Source organism: Vibrio splendidus (assembly GCF_002873455.1).
Lineage (GTDB): Bacteria > Pseudomonadota > Gammaproteobacteria > Enterobacterales > Vibrionaceae > Vibrio > Vibrio splendidus_J.
On the sequence record NZ_MCUN01000007.1, the window covers coordinates 298,665 to 314,399 of the forward strand.

At 42.8% G+C, this 15,735-nt stretch carries 14 protein-coding genes; 9 read left to right on the top strand and 5 right to left on the bottom strand.

The genetic code is table 11. The features are described 5' to 3' along the window. Positions 1–15 precede the first annotated feature (15 nt). A complete protein-coding gene (locus BCU75_RS05595; protein ID WP_102473191.1) occupies positions 16–1,440 on the bottom strand; it encodes a methyl-accepting chemotaxis protein in 1,425 nt (474 codons plus the stop codon). Positions 1,441–1,588: 148 nt separating this feature from the next. Next, positions 1,589–2,812, bottom strand: coding sequence for an aromatic amino acid transport family protein (locus tag BCU75_RS05600; protein WP_102473192.1), 1,224 nt, complete (start codon positions 2,810–2,812; stop codon positions 1,589–1,591). Between the two features lie 446 nt (positions 2,813–3,258). Here BCU75_RS05600 and BCU75_RS24680 point away from each other — a divergent pair, with 446 nt between their 5' ends. From BCU75_RS24680 to BCU75_RS05610, 3 genes are all read left to right on the top strand, one after another. Beyond that, positions 3,259–3,387: a hypothetical protein gene (locus BCU75_RS24680; RefSeq protein WP_004730901.1), complete on the top strand. Its 129-nt coding sequence runs from the start codon at positions 3,259–3,261 to the stop codon at positions 3,385–3,387. Positions 3,388–3,595: 208 nt separating this feature from the next. After that, entirely contained in the window at positions 3,596–4,207 is a 612-nt protein-coding gene (locus BCU75_RS05605) for an ACP phosphodiesterase (protein ID WP_102473193.1), read from the top strand. A gap of 57 nt (positions 4,208–4,264) precedes the next feature. Next, on the top strand, positions 4,265–5,536 hold the full coding sequence (locus tag BCU75_RS05610) for a DEAD/DEAH box helicase (protein WP_102473194.1): 1,272 nt from the start codon (positions 4,265–4,267) through the stop codon (positions 5,534–5,536). Positions 5,537–5,663: 127 nt separating this feature from the next. Here BCU75_RS05610 and BCU75_RS05615 read toward each other — a convergent pair whose 3' ends face one another. Next, the gene (locus BCU75_RS05615) at positions 5,664–6,404 is read right to left on the bottom strand and encodes a TetR/AcrR family transcriptional regulator (protein WP_017095584.1); all 741 of its coding nucleotides are present in this window, start codon (positions 6,402–6,404) and stop codon (positions 5,664–5,666) included. A 150-nt stretch (positions 6,405–6,554) separates the two neighbouring features. On the opposite strand from BCU75_RS05615, the gene BCU75_RS05620 reads away from it, so the two are divergent. Genes BCU75_RS05620 through BCU75_RS05630 form a run of 3 tightly spaced genes read left to right on the top strand, consistent with a single transcriptional unit; the run spans position 6,555 to position 11,754 of the window. After that, a complete protein-coding gene (locus tag BCU75_RS05620; protein ID WP_102473195.1) occupies positions 6,555–7,643 on the top strand; it encodes an efflux RND transporter periplasmic adaptor subunit in 1,089 nt (362 codons plus the stop codon). Beyond that, positions 7,643–8,698: an efflux RND transporter periplasmic adaptor subunit gene (locus tag BCU75_RS05625; RefSeq protein WP_102473196.1), complete on the top strand. Its 1,056-nt coding sequence runs from the start codon at positions 7,643–7,645 to the stop codon at positions 8,696–8,698. The genes BCU75_RS05620 and BCU75_RS05625 overlap by 1 nt, the downstream gene beginning before the upstream one ends. Then, positions 8,695–11,754 (top strand): efflux RND transporter permease subunit, encoded by a 3,060-nt coding sequence (locus tag BCU75_RS05630; RefSeq protein ID WP_102473197.1) that lies wholly within the window; start codon positions 8,695–8,697, stop codon positions 11,752–11,754. The genes BCU75_RS05625 and BCU75_RS05630 overlap by 4 nt, the downstream gene beginning before the upstream one ends. A gap of 180 nt (positions 11,755–11,934) precedes the next feature. On the opposite strand, the gene BCU75_RS05635 is transcribed toward BCU75_RS05630, so the two are convergent. Continuing rightward, on the bottom strand, positions 11,935–12,672 hold the full coding sequence (locus tag BCU75_RS05635; RefSeq protein WP_102473198.1) for an EAL domain-containing protein: 738 nt from the start codon (positions 12,670–12,672) through the stop codon (positions 11,935–11,937). 573 nt (positions 12,673–13,245) lie between these two features. After that, on the bottom strand, positions 13,246–13,881 hold the full coding sequence (locus tag BCU75_RS05640) for a hypothetical protein (protein ID WP_076678672.1): 636 nt from the start codon (positions 13,879–13,881) through the stop codon (positions 13,246–13,248). A 285-nt stretch (positions 13,882–14,166) separates the two neighbouring features. Between BCU75_RS05640 and BCU75_RS05645 the strand changes: the two genes are divergently transcribed. The 3 genes from BCU75_RS05645 to BCU75_RS05655 all read left to right on the top strand — a co-directional run bounded on the left by BCU75_RS05645 (position 14,167) and on the right by BCU75_RS05655 (position 15,704). Beyond that, positions 14,167–14,412 (top strand): DUF2164 domain-containing protein, encoded by a 246-nt coding sequence (locus tag BCU75_RS05645; RefSeq protein ID WP_032498192.1) that lies wholly within the window; start codon positions 14,167–14,169, stop codon positions 14,410–14,412. A gap of 186 nt (positions 14,413–14,598) precedes the next feature. Next, positions 14,599–15,138, top strand: coding sequence for a cytochrome b (locus tag BCU75_RS05650; RefSeq protein ID WP_076678671.1), 540 nt, complete (start codon positions 14,599–14,601; stop codon positions 15,136–15,138). Further along, positions 15,135–15,704, top strand: coding sequence for a YceI family protein (locus BCU75_RS05655; RefSeq protein WP_029223680.1), 570 nt, complete (start codon positions 15,135–15,137; stop codon positions 15,702–15,704). The genes BCU75_RS05650 and BCU75_RS05655 overlap by 4 nt, the downstream gene beginning before the upstream one ends. Positions 15,705–15,735 lie beyond the last annotated feature (31 nt).

Consider the following 15,735-nt stretch of genomic DNA (forward strand, 5'->3'; position numbering starts at 1 on the left):
GCTAAGAGCTAAGAGCTAAGTGCGGTATCTTGCCAAGGTTTGAGACAAAGAAACTGAAGCGTCTGTCAGCTTAGACACGCCATTTGAAGAGTTTTGAGCCACTTCTTTAATCACATCGGATTGACTACGAATATCGTTAAGCTCTGCGGCGATGGTGTTCGCTACGTTACTTTGCTCGTCCGCTGAGGTTGCGATTTGAATACTCATGTCCATTAGCGCTTGAGCTGAATCGGCAATCGAGTTTACATCGTCCCCAATGTTTGAAATCAGTTGGCTGCTAGTTTGTGCTTGATCAACCGTTTGTTCAGTGATTTTAGCGATGTTCTGGCTTTCTTGTTGCAGACGCTCAATCATCGCTTGAATCTCAACGGTAGCCGACTGTGTTCTGCTTGCCAGTGTTCGTACTTCATCAGCAACAACAGCGAAACCACGGCCTTGTTCACCTGCACGAGCAGCTTCAATAGCAGCGTTTAGTGCAAGTAAGTTAGTTTGCTCCGAGATTGCGTTGATCGTCGTGATCACTTCGTTAATTTGGCTTGTATTCACATTCAAGCTCGTAACAGAAGAAGAGGTTTGCTCAATCAAAGAAGAAAGGGTAGTGATCTCTGAGATGGCTTGTTGAACCTTTGCGTGGCTATCGTTGATCTGCTGCGCATCTTGTTCTGTTTGTTGAGTTGAACGTGCTGAAATGTTAGAGACTTCATTGGCTGAAGCGGTCATTTGATCCATAGCAGTTGCAACAGAGTCTAGAGACGCATTCTGGCTCATGATTTGTGTTTCACTGCGCTTCATCTCTGTTTCGAAAGAAGCCGACGTTTCACTGAGTGTCGCGGCACTGTGGTTTACGTTGTTGACTAGCTCACTTAGCGTGTCCATTGAACGGTCAAGTGCACAACCAATCGTACCGAACTCATCGCGTCCAGGGTGGAAGCCAAGACGTGATGTTAAGTCGCCGTCGCCAATCTTTTGAGTGGTTGAGTAAAGCACCCACAGTGCGCCGCCTAGAAAAGTCGCTACCCAGTAACAGAAAAGACCAAAAGGCACGCACCACAAAAAACTGAGCAATAAAGAGTACAATGCTTGCTGTTTTTGATTCTGCGTATCGATATTTGAAACGGTAAGAGAGTAGTAGTTGCCATCTTGCGCAATGGCTGTCGCAGTAACAACACCATTCTTCAATATGGTTGTTTCTTGAGGACGCGTTTGTTGGTGAACTGAACGAACGGAAGCGGGGGAATCTGATGCTGATAAAATGCCTTGCAATTGATGTTCGACCTGCTGTTTTGCACTCGCGTCAATTTGTTCCATTTTATTGACATAGTTAAGGCCAGCAAGGCTTGCCACAGCGGTTAGAAAGATCAAGAAAATGACCCAAAACTTGTCGTTGATAGACATTTTGATAAATAGTTTATCTATCGTTCGAAATTGTACTTCTTTCATAAAAACTCCACGGTAAATCCTTTACCGTGGACTCTAAATAACCGACCTCAATAAAAATGTGATACCAATCTACTAATTGTGAAAATTAATGATAAGAACATATCGTTTATGAGACCTCAATCAAGTATTTCTGTTCTCTATGGGTTTATTAGCCCAGAGAAGGCAATAATCCTACTGAAATAAGGATTTGAATCGCAATGATAAAAACGCCCACGCTGCCAACTAAAAACAACGCTTTACTTCCACCTAGTACTTGGTAAGTCGCTTCTGTGCTTTGAGGTTTTACAGAGAAATCAGTGTATCGAATCTTGTATACCATCACTGTCGGCAGCAAAATTGCGAGCACTGAAAGTGCTATGGCTGCGTAGCCCAGAGCTGTAATGAAACCCTGTGGGTAGAACAAGGCAAAACCTAATGGCGGTAAGAAAGTGATAGCGGCAGTTTTAACGCGTTTTGCACTGCCTAGTTTCTTGCTCAGTGAATCCCCCATGAATTCAAATAACCCCAAGCTCACACCAATAAAAGAAGTCAGCAGTGCAAGGTCTGCGAATACGCCAACGATAACGCTAAGATTTGATTGATGAACGGTTTGTGATAGTGAGATTAAAAGTGCACCCAAGCTTGTGTCCGACAAAAGCTGCTCTTGGCTAATCACACCTAAAGTCACACTCTGCCAGAAAACATAGATGACCAAAGGCAATGCAGAGCCAATAATCATGACCTTACGTAAAGAGCGAACGTCACCATCTAAGTATCGAACAATTGAAGGGATGCTGCCGTGGAAGCCAAAAGAAGTAAACACAACCGGGATCGCTGCAACAATCAGCCCTTGCTGTAAAGGCATGCTCATTAGGTATTGAGAGGTGATGTTTGGTGCTAGAAAGCTGAGTACCAGTACCATCGCAATCAATTTAAGTCCGAACAAAACGCGGTTAACTTTATCAACACTGTGTGTACCAATCGTCACAACGCCAGCAACTAGCAGTGTGAATATAAGGGTTGTGATTTGGCCATTAAGCTCAATGCCTGAAATATCCGAGATACGTTGATTAAACTGCGCACCACCGCCTGCGATATAAGCTGCACACAGAGCGTAGAAAAGGAACATAACTGCAAAGCTTGCGATCCACTTACCTTTTGTTCCTAGAATTATGTCAGCTAGCGTGTGTAGGGTTGCGTCAGAATCAGCGAATTGATGTAGCTCTACCATTAACAATGCCGTAAAGGCCATTAGAGCCCACAAACCAAGCATTAGAAAAAGTGAGGTTGAAAAGCCAATACCTGCAGAAGCAAGTGGAAGAGCGAGCATGCCAGCACCAATAGTGGTGCCTGCAATGATCAAAGTACTACCAAAAACCTTTGATTTATTCATTGTATATAATTCTTTACGTTGAGGTGTGTTTTCATTGTGATTCTTCTAGCTTAAGCGCATAAACCCAAAGAATATCTCGATTTTTAAGTATTCTGATTGAGTTTAATTCCAAATGCAATGCCTAATGTAATTTAAAATATCCATCGTAAACTATATTTTACACCCGGTGAGGTGGAAGCACTCAAACGACCGAAGCAAACGTTTGACTATGATCTGCTTCAAAATTTGTAGAGTAATTTGTTGTACTTGGTGTAAGGTGACAGTACATATGTCATTCGCGTATACCCCTTTAGCGTAAACAAGCGCTAATGATCGCGAGTAGCTTCAAGCTATAAATATGGAATGGGTAGAGTAGAGTGCGTTCATCAAAGTGACATAATATAAGTCCAAGATGGTGCACTAGTTAATCGGACATCATGTCCGCATCAAGGAATAGAGGGGGCACTATGAGTGACCAATCTTTTAATGACGAAAGTCTTGAGTTGTTAGATGCCATGGAAATTGGCATTGATTTATCTGACTACGAGCAGGCGGTTAAACAATTAGCAGAAGAGCTTTTCAAGTCTTCGAACTAAGTTTTTAAGATCTTTAATTAAGTCTTCAAACTAGGTTTTACCTGAACTAAAGGTTTCTGTAGTTCAACGTTCTCAAATTAGACAATTCTTAAACTGAGCAAATCTCATTCGCTCACACGTCATAACAAAACTATCCTCATTAAAGTTCGCGAAGATAAACGAGTACGTTTACCATGTTACTTAGTTCTCGATACTTTAATGAGGTTCAATGAACTTTCTCGCACATCTCCACATCGCTCAACACTGTAAAAGTAACTTAGCGGGTAATCTGTTAGGTGACTTCGTTAAAGGCGACCCTAATAAGCACTATTCAACCTCGCTTTCAGACGGAATAAGACTTCATCGATTTGTGGATAGTTACACAGACCGCCACGATGTATCCCGATCGGCAAAATCGCTTTTTTTAGACCAAACGCGTCGCTTTGCACCTATTGCACTGGATGTATTCTGGGATCACTGCTTAGCCAATCATTGGACTCAGTTCTCGCAGCAGACGTTAGAGCGTTTTTGTTTCGATAGTCATCAACAGATCTTTGAACATCAAGAGCCACACTGGCCTGAGAACTTCATTACGATTCACCAAAAGATGGCAGAACAACGTTGGCTGGAAAGCTATCAAGACATGTCTTCCATAGAGGTGGTATTGCAACGTATGGCGTTGAGAAGGCCCAAGTTAGGGATGCTCAAAAATTGTTACGACGACCTCGAGCGTTACTATGATACGTTGCAGTGTCACTTTAATGAGCTGTATCCCAACGTTTTAGAAGAAGCGAAGCAGTTTAATGCACTTCAAATGAAGAAAAATCAAAAGGAAAGGTAAACAGCGTAATGCAGGTTTGCTACAATCCGCGCCTATTTAATCTTTGAGCATCATACTATGTCTGAATCTATCCAATCTTTTAATCAACTAGGATTGTCTGAGCAACTTCTTACAACGCTATCAGAGCTAAACTTTACGGTTCCAACTAGTGTTCAAGAACAAGCGATTCCATTGGTATTAGAAGGCAAAGATGTACTGGCTGGTGCGCAAACGGGTACCGGTAAAACTGCGGCATTTGGTTTGCCGATTATTCAAAGATTAATCGAGACTAAAGACAACGTTATCCCGAACCCTAAACTCGTTCGTGCACTTGTGTTAGTGCCAACGCGTGAATTGGCACAACAGGTGTTTGATAATGTAACGAGTTATGCAAAAGGCACTGACATTAAAGTAGTTGTGGCTTATGGCGGCGTTAGCATGAAGGTTCAAACCGATAACCTACGTGGAGGCGCCGACATTCTTGTAGCGACACCTGGTCGTCTTATTGACCACATGTTCACTAAGAACATCATATTGAGCCACACTGAAGTGTTGGTACTTGATGAAGCAGACCGCATGTTGGACATGGGTTTCATGCCTGACATCAAACGCATTCTTTCTCGCATGAACGAGGTGCGTCAGACTCTGTTCTTTTCAGCGACGTTCGATAATAAAATAAAAGCGCTTGCACATCGAATGATGCAGTCACCAAGCGAAATTCAAGTTACGCCAAAAAATAGCACAGCTGATACTGTTACCCAAATGGTTTATCCAGTTGATAAATCACGTAAAAGTGAACTATTAGCCTATTTGATTGGCTCAAAGAACTGGCAACAAGTGTTGGTGTTCACGAAAACTAAGCAGGGTACTGATGCTCTAGTTAAAGAGCTTAAGTTAGACGGCATCAAAGCGGCATCAATCAATGGTGATAAGAGCCAAGGTGCGCGCCAAAAAGCACTGGACGACTTCAAATCAGGCAAAGTGAGAGCGCTGATTGCAACCGACGTGGCAGCACGAGGTATTGATATTCAGCAGCTAGAACAAGTCGTGAACTATGACATGCCATTCAAAGCTGAAGATTATGTTCACCGCATCGGGCGTACGGGCCGTGCAGGTAACACCGGTTTAGCGATTTCTTTGATGAGTCAGGATGAAGCTTATTTACTGGGTGACATTGAACGACTGCTTGATACGCGCTTGCCTCAAGAGTGGTTAGAGGGCTTTGAACCAAGCCTAGAAAAAGATGTAGCACCCGATCGCGGTGGTCGCAGTAAAAGTCGTTCATCAGAAAAACGTAAGATGAAAGCGAAGCTTAAGATTCACCAAAACCGCGGGAAAGCACGTCGCTAACAAGCTAGACAAAGCTCCGGTTTAAAGATCTATACATATAAAAATGCGCCGTTACAGTTGGTTCTGTAACGGCGCATTTTTGTTTCAAGTAAATCAATTTATGACCAAGGAAAATAAAAACACTGGATTAATGATGTTCTTGATTACACTTCCATACACAGGGCACTTCATAAATTAGCTCTTCTAAGCTAGTTGGGTTTAGCACCCATTGGTCTTCGATTCTAAATTTACTTACCATTTGTGAGTTGAATAGTTGCCAATGCTTAAGTAGGGCATCTTCGGGCGAGGTGACCATATCGCCTTCATTCCATGTGCTTTCCATGAAGGGAGTTAGGCATACCGCTCCGTGTGCATACATGATCATTTGCCATTTAATCTCATAAATGTTGATCAAGTTCTCTGGATTCGCATCGTTATATTGTTCAGCTAACATGTTGATTTCTTTTTCGACATCGCCAACATTGTCGATAAAGTAATCGACCAAGTTGTCTTTTTGTCGAACAGAGTCAGTGATAAGTTGCATCGGTTTTCGTGAGTGAATCATGTTGCTAAAGAGGCGCATACTAAATAAATAGATAGTAATGTTTGGTGCGACGCCTTTTGGTAACTCTTCCACTATCTTAGCAATATAAGACTGAAAATAGGCGTGTAAACAATCGCTTATCGCATGCCAGATCTTTTCTTTGCTGCCAAAGTGGTGGCGAATAAGGCTATGCGATACACCTGCTTTTTCACTGATGTTACGAAGCGAAACGCTATCATAACCATGCTCACAGAACATATCCGCTGCAACACCCATGATCAAAAATCTCGTCTCTTCAGCGTCTTTTGCGCTTCTTCTGCCTTGTTTCTTTTCAGTCATCTTCATTTCACACATTTACCTGATTACCACATTCTACACTGTTTTTACTCAAATAAAAAATACTGCACAAGTGGAAAGTAAAGCTTGAGAATTATCTGATATTAAATATACTGCCCACCTGTGTAATAAATCATAATTATTAAATGGAGAGACATCATGCAGTCCAATTTGTCTATCAATGCCATATCGAGTAAGCGCATGGGAGCTGTGATTGCAGCACTATTGCTCGCAGGCTCTTTGACCGGATGTAATAAGGTTCAGTCAGAAGAAACGGTTCAAGTTGTTAAGCCTGTAAAGCTGTTTGAGATTCCTTTGCAGACGGATATCGAGCTTGATAGCTTTATCGCAAAAGTGGATGCAACCGACCGTGCTGCGCTTTCCTTCCAAGTAGGAGGCGACATTGAAACCTTCGATGTTCGTATGGGACAAGAAGTGAAGAAGGGTCAAGTGCTCGCCGTATTAGATGCGACGGATTACCGTATTGCGGTTTATGCAGCACAAGCCAAATTTGATCTTGCGAATAGCCAATACAAACAAGCTTCTGAGTTGTACGCGAAAAAGTTAGTCAGTACCGATTACTACGACCAAGCCGTGAACACCTTTACTGCCGCTGACGTTGAGTTGGACCAAGCAAAAACAAACCTTGGCTACACCACCTTAGTTGCTCCATTCGATGGCGTGGTATCGATGGTGTTTGGAAAGCAATATCAACTGATCGCAGAAAAGCAGCCTGTACTGAATATTTTGAATCACAGTGAGATGGACGTGACGTTTTCAATTCCAGTATCAAAGCTTGAAGACCGTTCTATTCAAGACCTAACGAGCTCAAACATGTGGGTTGTGATGGATAGCCACCGTGGTATTCGTATCCCGACTCGCTTTAAAGAAATCTCTACGCAACCAGATGAAGACACTAACAGCTACCAAGCGGTTGTATCTATCGAAAAGCCGGAAGGCATCAATCTACTTTCTGGAATGACAGCACAAGTTGAAGTTCAGAAGCATAAATCTGACTACGGTATTGGCATTGTTGATTCAGCGTGGTTAACCAAAGACACAGAGCATGGTGAACTATGGCGCTACAACCCTGATTCTCAATTGATCTCTAAAGTACAAGTCCTGCTTGATGAGCAAGGCAAGGTTATCGACGGATTGTCGTCTGGCGATCTTATCGTTGAAGCGGGTGTGGATGTGTTATCCGATGGACAGCAAGTAAAAGCTTGGTTACGTGAGGGCGGTATTTAATGAACCTTTCCAAATTATCAATTGTTGTCGCGTCGGCTATGTTACTTCAAGCCTGTAACAGTGAAGCTGTACATCGTGAACAACCCCCTCTGTTAGTTTCTACCTTTGAAGTTGGCGCGCCACTGACTGATCAATTCAGAAGTTTTAACGGTCAGGTAATGCCCGCTGAATTGACCCCATTGGCATTTAAGCTCGCAGGCGAAATCCAACAAGCCTTGGTAGAAGCCGGTGACAACGTCGAAAAAGGCCAGCTACTTGCGACCTTAGACAACGCGACGTATCTCCAAGATCTGACTGATGCTAACTCTCAATTCAAACTGGCGAGCAAGCAGTTGGACCGTGGTACGGAGATGTTTGGTAGCAAGATGTTGTCGCAGTCAGAGTTAGACCAACTAACGGCTAACTATAAGCTGGCATCGGCGAATTTAGCGGCTGCGGAACGCAAACTAAGTTACACAGAGCTTTTAGCGCCATTCTCTGGGACAGTATCCACCGTCGACAAACAACGTTTCGAAAACACGACACCGGGTGAAACACTATTAAGCGTGTACCAGAACGATAAGGTGTATGTACGAATTCAAGTCTCGGATTCGATTTTGGCATCGATCAGCCCAGACATGCGTTCAAATAGCTATCGTCCTGAGGCTACCTTTGGCGGTCACTCCGGGCAATATCCATTGACGTATTTAGAGCACACTAGCGAATTGCACCCGCAATCGCGCACTTACGAATTTTGGATGCAGATGCAGCAACCTGAAAACGAAATACTGCCGGGTACCAGCGTTACGGTGCACGTGGATATGGCGAAAGCCGGCCTAAGTGATGTTCAAGGCTACCAGTTGCCAATGACAACTCTCGAAGCGGGCTCTGAAGCTGATCAGTTCTATGTGTGGAAAATGGAAGACGGGCAAGCATTCAAAAACGAAGTAGAAGTTGACAAGATCAGTGGCCAAGGTGCGCTGATCGCTCATGGTGTTGAGCAAGGTGATCGACTCGTAAACTCGAATCTAAGAAAACTCCGTGACGGAATTAAATTGTCAGGAAAAGCACAATGAACATCGCAGAATATTCAATAAAAAACAAAGTAATCAGCTGGCTATTTCTCGTCATATTGGCCATTGGTGGTGTGACGTCTTTTGGTAATCTATCCCGTTTAGAAGACCCAGCTTTTACCATTAAAGATGCAATGATTATTTCGACTTATCCTGGCGCTACGTCAATGGAAGTTGAAGAAGAGCTGACTTACCCGCTTGAAAAAGAGATAAGACAGCTCCCTTATATCGACAAGATCACTTCTACTTCATCGAATGGCATGTCTCAAATTATGGTCAGCATGAAGATGGATTACGGTCCGGACGAGCTACCACAAATCTGGGATGAAATGCGTCGTAAAATCAACGATCTACAGCCAACACTACCAAGTGGTGTTAACTCTGTTCAGATCATCGATGATTTTGGTGATGTATTTGGTGTGATGATTATGCTGACCGGCGATGGCTACGATTATGTCGAACTAAAGCAGTATGCGGATTATCTAACGCGTGAAATTGAACTGGTCGACGGTGTCGGCAAAGTGAGCATTGCGGGTGATCAACAAGAACAATTGTTCGTTGAGATGTCATTGGAGCGTTTAGCGGCTCTGAACCTAGATATGTCGATGGTTACTTCACTGCTATCACAACAAAACAGTGTGGTGTCAGCGGGCGAGGTCATGCTCAATGGTCAAAACTTAACGATCAAACCTAACGGAACATTGAGCACGGTTGAAGAGCTAGAAAATTTAATCATTCACGGCCGCGATACGGGCAATCTGATTCGCTTGAAAGATGTCGCTGAGGTCACTCGCGGTATCCAAGAAAAGCCGGGCAATGTATTAACGTACAACGGTAAACCGGCAATCAACTTAGGTATTGCGTTCTCTTCAGGCGTAAATGTAGTAGAAATTGGTAACGCGCTTGATGCCGAACTTGATCGTTTAGAAAGCATCAAGCCTGCTGGTGTTGAGTTGAACTATTTCTACAACCAAGCACAAGAAGTAGACAAATCAGTAGCTGATTTCCTAATAAGCCTAGTAGAAGCGGTTGCTATCGTTATCATCGTACTGCTTTTCGCGATGGGCTTACGCAGTGGCTTAATCATTGGTTTGGTGTTGCTACTGACAGTATTCGGTACGTTCATTCTGATGGACTACAACGATGTAGAACTACACCGTATCTCGCTTGGAGCATTAATCATCGCGCTGGGTATGCTGGTGGATAATGCGATTGTTGTTGTTGAGGGGATTCTGGTTGGCCTGAAGAAAGGTAAAACCAAGCTTCAAGCAGCGAAAGACATCGTGACACAAACACAATGGCCACTATTGGGTGCAACCATTATTGCTATCACAGCCTTTGCGCCTATCGGCTTGTCGAAAGATGCAACAGGCGAGTTCATGGGTTCGTTGTTCTGGGTATTGTGTTTTTCACTGTTCTTGAGTTGGGTAACGGCGCTGACATTAACGCCATTCCTTGCTGAGATGTTGCTTAAAGAAGAAGATAAGGTCGATGAGAACGAAGACCCATACAAAGGTATCCTGTTCGTTGTATTCGGCGCGTGTCTGAAAGTTGCACTTCGATTTAGATGGCTGACGGTTGTCAGCATGGTTGCACTACTAGCGGTTTCCGTAGTCGGCTTTGGCATGGTGAAACAGCAGTTCTTTCCGCCATCAAACACGCCAATGTTTTACGTAGACATGTGGATGCCGGAAGGCACTGATGTTCGTGAAACGATCAAGCAGACAGAAAAAGTCGAAAGTTATATTCGTCAGCAAGATGACGTGGAGTTTGTGACAACCACTGTTGGACAGGGTATGCAACGTTTCGCGCTGACATATCAACCAGAGAAAAGTTACGAAGCCTACAGTCAGCTACAAGTTAGAACGACTGATCGTGACACCATGTTCAAAGTGCTAGAAGAGTTAGACAAGGATTTAGCCAATAAATTTGAACAACCTACGTTCCAATTCAAACTGATTGAATTTGGCCCGTCGCCAGCTTCAAAAATAGAGGCTCGTATTAGTGGTGCAGACCCGCAGTTACTTCGCAGCATAGCGGTTCAGGTAGAAGATATCTTGTTGGCGGATCCTGGCTCTCGAAATGTTCGTCATGATTGGCGTGAACGCACCAAAGAGTTAGTACCACTTTTTAACGAATCAAAGGCACGTCGCCTTGGTATTTCAAAGGCAGATCTCTCCGAGACGTTACAAATGGCGTTTGGTGGCTACAACATCGGGTTACTGCGTGACGGTACTCATATGTTGCCTATTGTCGCGCGTTTACCTGAAGCAGAACGTTTTGACTTTGAATCACTGAACAATGTGAAGATTTGGAGTCCATCGCTGCAAACCTATATCCCAGTTGAACAAGTGATTGACGGTGTAGAGCTTCAATGGTCCGAACCACTGATTCAACGACGCGATAGAAAACGTACACTAACCGTACTGGCTGATCATGACGTATTGGGTGATGAAACGCCGGCTAGCTTGTTTGCTCGCGTAAAACCAAAGATTGAAGCACTCGATTTACCAGCAGGTTACAACATTACCTGGGGGGGCGAGTACGAAAGTTCGAAAGATGCACAAGAATCTCTATTTGGTTCATTGCCAATGGGTTACTTGTTGATGTTTATCATCACCATGCTTTTGTTTAACTCGCTTCGTAAGCCACTTGTGATTTGGTTTACGGTACCGCTTTCAATCATTGGTGTTTCGATTGGTTTGCTAGGTACTAATATGCCATTCAGCTTCACGGCGTTCCTTGGCTTACTGAGCCTAAGCGGCATGATTTTGAAAAACGGTATCGTCCTGCTTGACCAGATCAACACCGAGCTCTCAACAGGTAAAGACCCATATTTAGCGGTTGTTGACAGCGCGATCAGTCGTGTACGACCGGTATCTATGGCAGCATTGACGACTATCCTGGGGATGATTCCCTTGGTATTCGATGCCTTTTTTGGCTCAATGGCGATTACCATCATGGCGGGCTTAGGCTTTGCTACAGTACTGACGCTAATAGTAGTACCAGTGATATTCGCTATTCTATATAGAATCAAACCGTCCACTGCGGGTTATTAGGGATTGATATAAAACAGATTCTTTGGAGCCAGCCCAGTTAATTTTGACTGGGCTTTTTTATGCGTGTTGTCCCGTCCTGAAATGTGTTAACTCATGAGAGTGGCAGCGGATACGAATAGGGAAGTATTAAAAAAGCCGCTAACCAATGGTCATGCGGCTTTAGGAAGAATGGGGGCGGTTCTAGACTGCGAGGCGTATATCCAACTCAATCGGCTTTGGCATCGCTAAGTGATAGCCTTGATACATATCGAAGCCTAAGCTTTGCATTGCTGCGAGCTGTTGCTGGGTTTCGATACCTTCGATTACGGTCTTAGCACCAATTTGATTAGCAAGATCGAGAACCAACTCCATTTCGTGGGTATCGCCTTTTTCAAAATTTAACATGACAGAGCGATCTATCTTGATGATATGCGGATTAATATGACGAACGCGCTGTTCTGTTGAGGCTTGAGTACCAAAATCATCGACCGCGATTTGGAAGCCATTTTCCGCTAATGAATGGGCCGCGTCCTTCAAACGTTCTTCACTCTCTGCATTAAGTTCGACCAACTCCATCACAATTTGTTCGCACGATAAGTTAAGCTCATGAAGGCGTTTAGCTAACAAGCTGTCGCTCACTTTCTCTGCGGCAAATAGCTCGCCAACATTAGGAAGAACGTTCAAGAATAGATGTAAATGACGGATAGTTGACTGTGCGAAGTTGCGTATATGAATTGCTCGGCTCAGTCTCTCGACATTGACTTTGTCTGTGCATGAGGTTTCGTCGGAGTGGAAGAAGTGATCAGGGCGAACAATAGCACCTTTGCTATTCGAAATTCGAACCAAAGCCTCTACACCTATCTGAGTCATAGAAGAATCAAATATAGGTTGGTAGACACTTTTAAGTGTTAGGTCTTGGTATTTCGCAATAAACTGCATATCGGCATCCACAGATATACAACTAATAAATTCACTTCTGTCTGATATAATCATAATCGCTAATAAAGGTATTCATTCAATGACGAAAATATACGTCACGGCTGTCACAATATTGACAGGTGTTACTAAATTGTCAATTAATAAAAATTCATTTGTAACGTCAATATTAAAACTAATATAACTAACTAAAAATCAGCATGATAAATGATACTTTCCATTAATTTTACTTATCATTCACTGTAGTTGGTCGTTTTGGTGAATTTAATGGCTGAGTAACCTATCTCATATCAACCCAATCAATATAAGGCTATAACACCGATACACCAAAAAAAAGTAGGGTTAATGGACTACATTATGGGGGAGTGTCAAAGTAATAAAATAAAGAGACCATTGTGGTTGCACAGAAATGATATCTATATCTCAAAATCGATAAGGTGAGTCGATTAACTATTAATAATTAAAACAAGAGATTCGAATAATTAATGAACAGGGAATGAGTTATTTTTATAAAATATTGGGATGAAAGTCTAACAATTTACTTTCAATATTGAGTGAAAAAGTTGACCCGTATTCTTATTGCCATTGAAGAACCGCATAAAGTTGCAGATATTTTCGAACTAATTGTTGGTTTCCTGACCGTTTCAACGGGTGGCCGAATTTAATAAAACAGGGGCTGATTTTAAAGTTAATATTCAAATCAGCGGCAAATTGAGACTCACTCTCTCTTAGAGTGATACCTTGTTGGCTATATTCGGTTATCTCGTCTGGGAGTTCTCCCATCCACCAATGCAATAGTTCACCGCTGTTTTTACTTCTGGTTATCCAATGGTCGGAGACAATGATCAAAAGGTCGTTGGGCTGAATTGCAAATCCATACTCTTGCTGCCAGTTATGTATGTCCAACATCAACTTTCTACGACAAGTTTTTCCCGCGCTTACCATGTGGTGGCTGATCATCCAAACGGTTCCTATTTCAGAGGAGATTCGGAAGTGTCGGCGGGTTTCACCAGAAGAGAGCATTTCGAGTGGGCTGATGTTGCTTGCGTGATTAAAGCTAACGAAGGTGTGCTCCATTCGTCGGGCAAAAGCTTTACCTATATGGTGCTCACTGATCCCTTGGTTGTGTACCGTAGGGTAGTGGCGTTCACAAAGCTTTAGACAATCGTCTTGAAACTGGTTGACGCTTTTAATCACTAGATCTAATAACAATGAAGTCCCTTATACACAGTTACTATCTTATTGATGGGCAATAGTACGGTAATTGCAGTGCCATTACCTATCGCCAAAGTGCGAGTTCATGATCCCTCTATCAAAATTAACCATTGCAGAGCGTTTTTGTGGATAGCACTGGCACTCTGCGGGGCTGTAATCTAAATTATGAGAAATAATAGTGAGTTAGCAGGCATATGGTCACGTCGTTAAGTTATCGCTAGTTAACCTAATCTTAGTCAGCTAATCACAATTGTTCTACTTACTCTTTATTTGGACGCATTCATGACTATTCAATTAGATTCGAAACAAAAGTCTGAGCTCACTCAGACGCTTCAAAAGTACCTGCAAGATGAACTCGATGTGGAGCTTGGTCAGTTCGACACGGAATTCTTGGTCGACTTCATTAGCAAAAAGTTTGGTGCGGTGTACTACAACAAGGGGATAGAAGATGCTCAGAAAGTCATGGAACGAAAAATGTTAGATATCTCAGATGAGCTGTATGAGATTGAACAAATCGTTGAAATATAAATCCAACAAGTGATTGTTCGACAAAGAAATTTATCAATAAAGCAAGTTGTTCAAAAAATTTGAATAACTTGTTTAATTTGAAATGATGTAACTAATGTAAAGCTTGGTAAATAATATGTTACACAAACTTAGTGTAGGGTACGCTTTTAAAAATTACACGACTCGTTAACATATCGGAACAGATGCATGGACAACAACGTTAAAAATTACAATCCCTTAGCAAGAGCAATGCATTGGATTTCAGCACTCGCAATATTTGGCTTATTTGGTGTCGGCCTATGGATGGTTGATCTTTCATATTACAGCGAGTGGTATAAAACAGCGCCAGACTACCACCGTTCGGTAGGCATTCTTTTGGCTACAGTTACTGTTATCCGCTTGGTTTGGAAGTTAGTTACCGCGTCACCTATAGTGGAAGGCAAAAGCTATGAAGTTGTAGCAGCTAAGATAGCGCATGGCTTTATGTACATTAACTTAGCGGTTTTATTTATTTCAGGTTATTTGATTTCAACATCAGATGGTCGTGGGATCGACGTGTTTAATTGGTTCACTGTTCCAAGTATGGGTGAGCTGTTTGAAAACCAATCTGATCTTGCAGGAACGATTCACTACTATGCTGCATGGGTACTGATCATAATGGCATCAGTGCACGCCTTAGCGGCGATAAAACACCACGTTATCGACAAAGACGATACGCTACGAAAAATGATAGGAGCTTCAAAATGAAAAAGTCAATTATCGCTACAGGATTAGCATTTGCTATGGCAATGCCTTTCGCTGCGAACGCCGCTGATTACGTGATTGATACAAAAGGTGCGCATGCTTCAGTTAACTTTAAAGTTAGCCACCTGGGTTACAGCTTTATTCAAGGTCGTTTTAACACATTCTCAGGTGACTTCTCATTTGATGAAAGCAACGTTGAAGCATCTAAAGTGAACGTAACGATTGATACAACAAGTCTTGATTCAAACCATGCAGAACGTGATAAGCACATCCGTAGTTCTGACTTCATTGATACAAGCAAATTCTCAGATGCAACATTCAATAGTACAAAAGTAGTTGATAAAGGCGAGGGTAAACTTGAAGTAATGGGCGATCTTAAACTTCACGGTGTAACTAAGCCTATCGTTATCGAAGCTGAATTTATCGGTGCTGGTCAAGACCCATGGGGCGGTGAGCGTGCTGGTTTCGTTGGTACAACTCGTCTAGAGCTTGCTGACTTCAATATCCCAGTAATGGGCGCATCAAGCTATGTAGACATGGATCTGCACGTTGAAGGTGTAAAGAAGTAAGTTAGCTATTAACAAGTGTTGGCTGGTATCA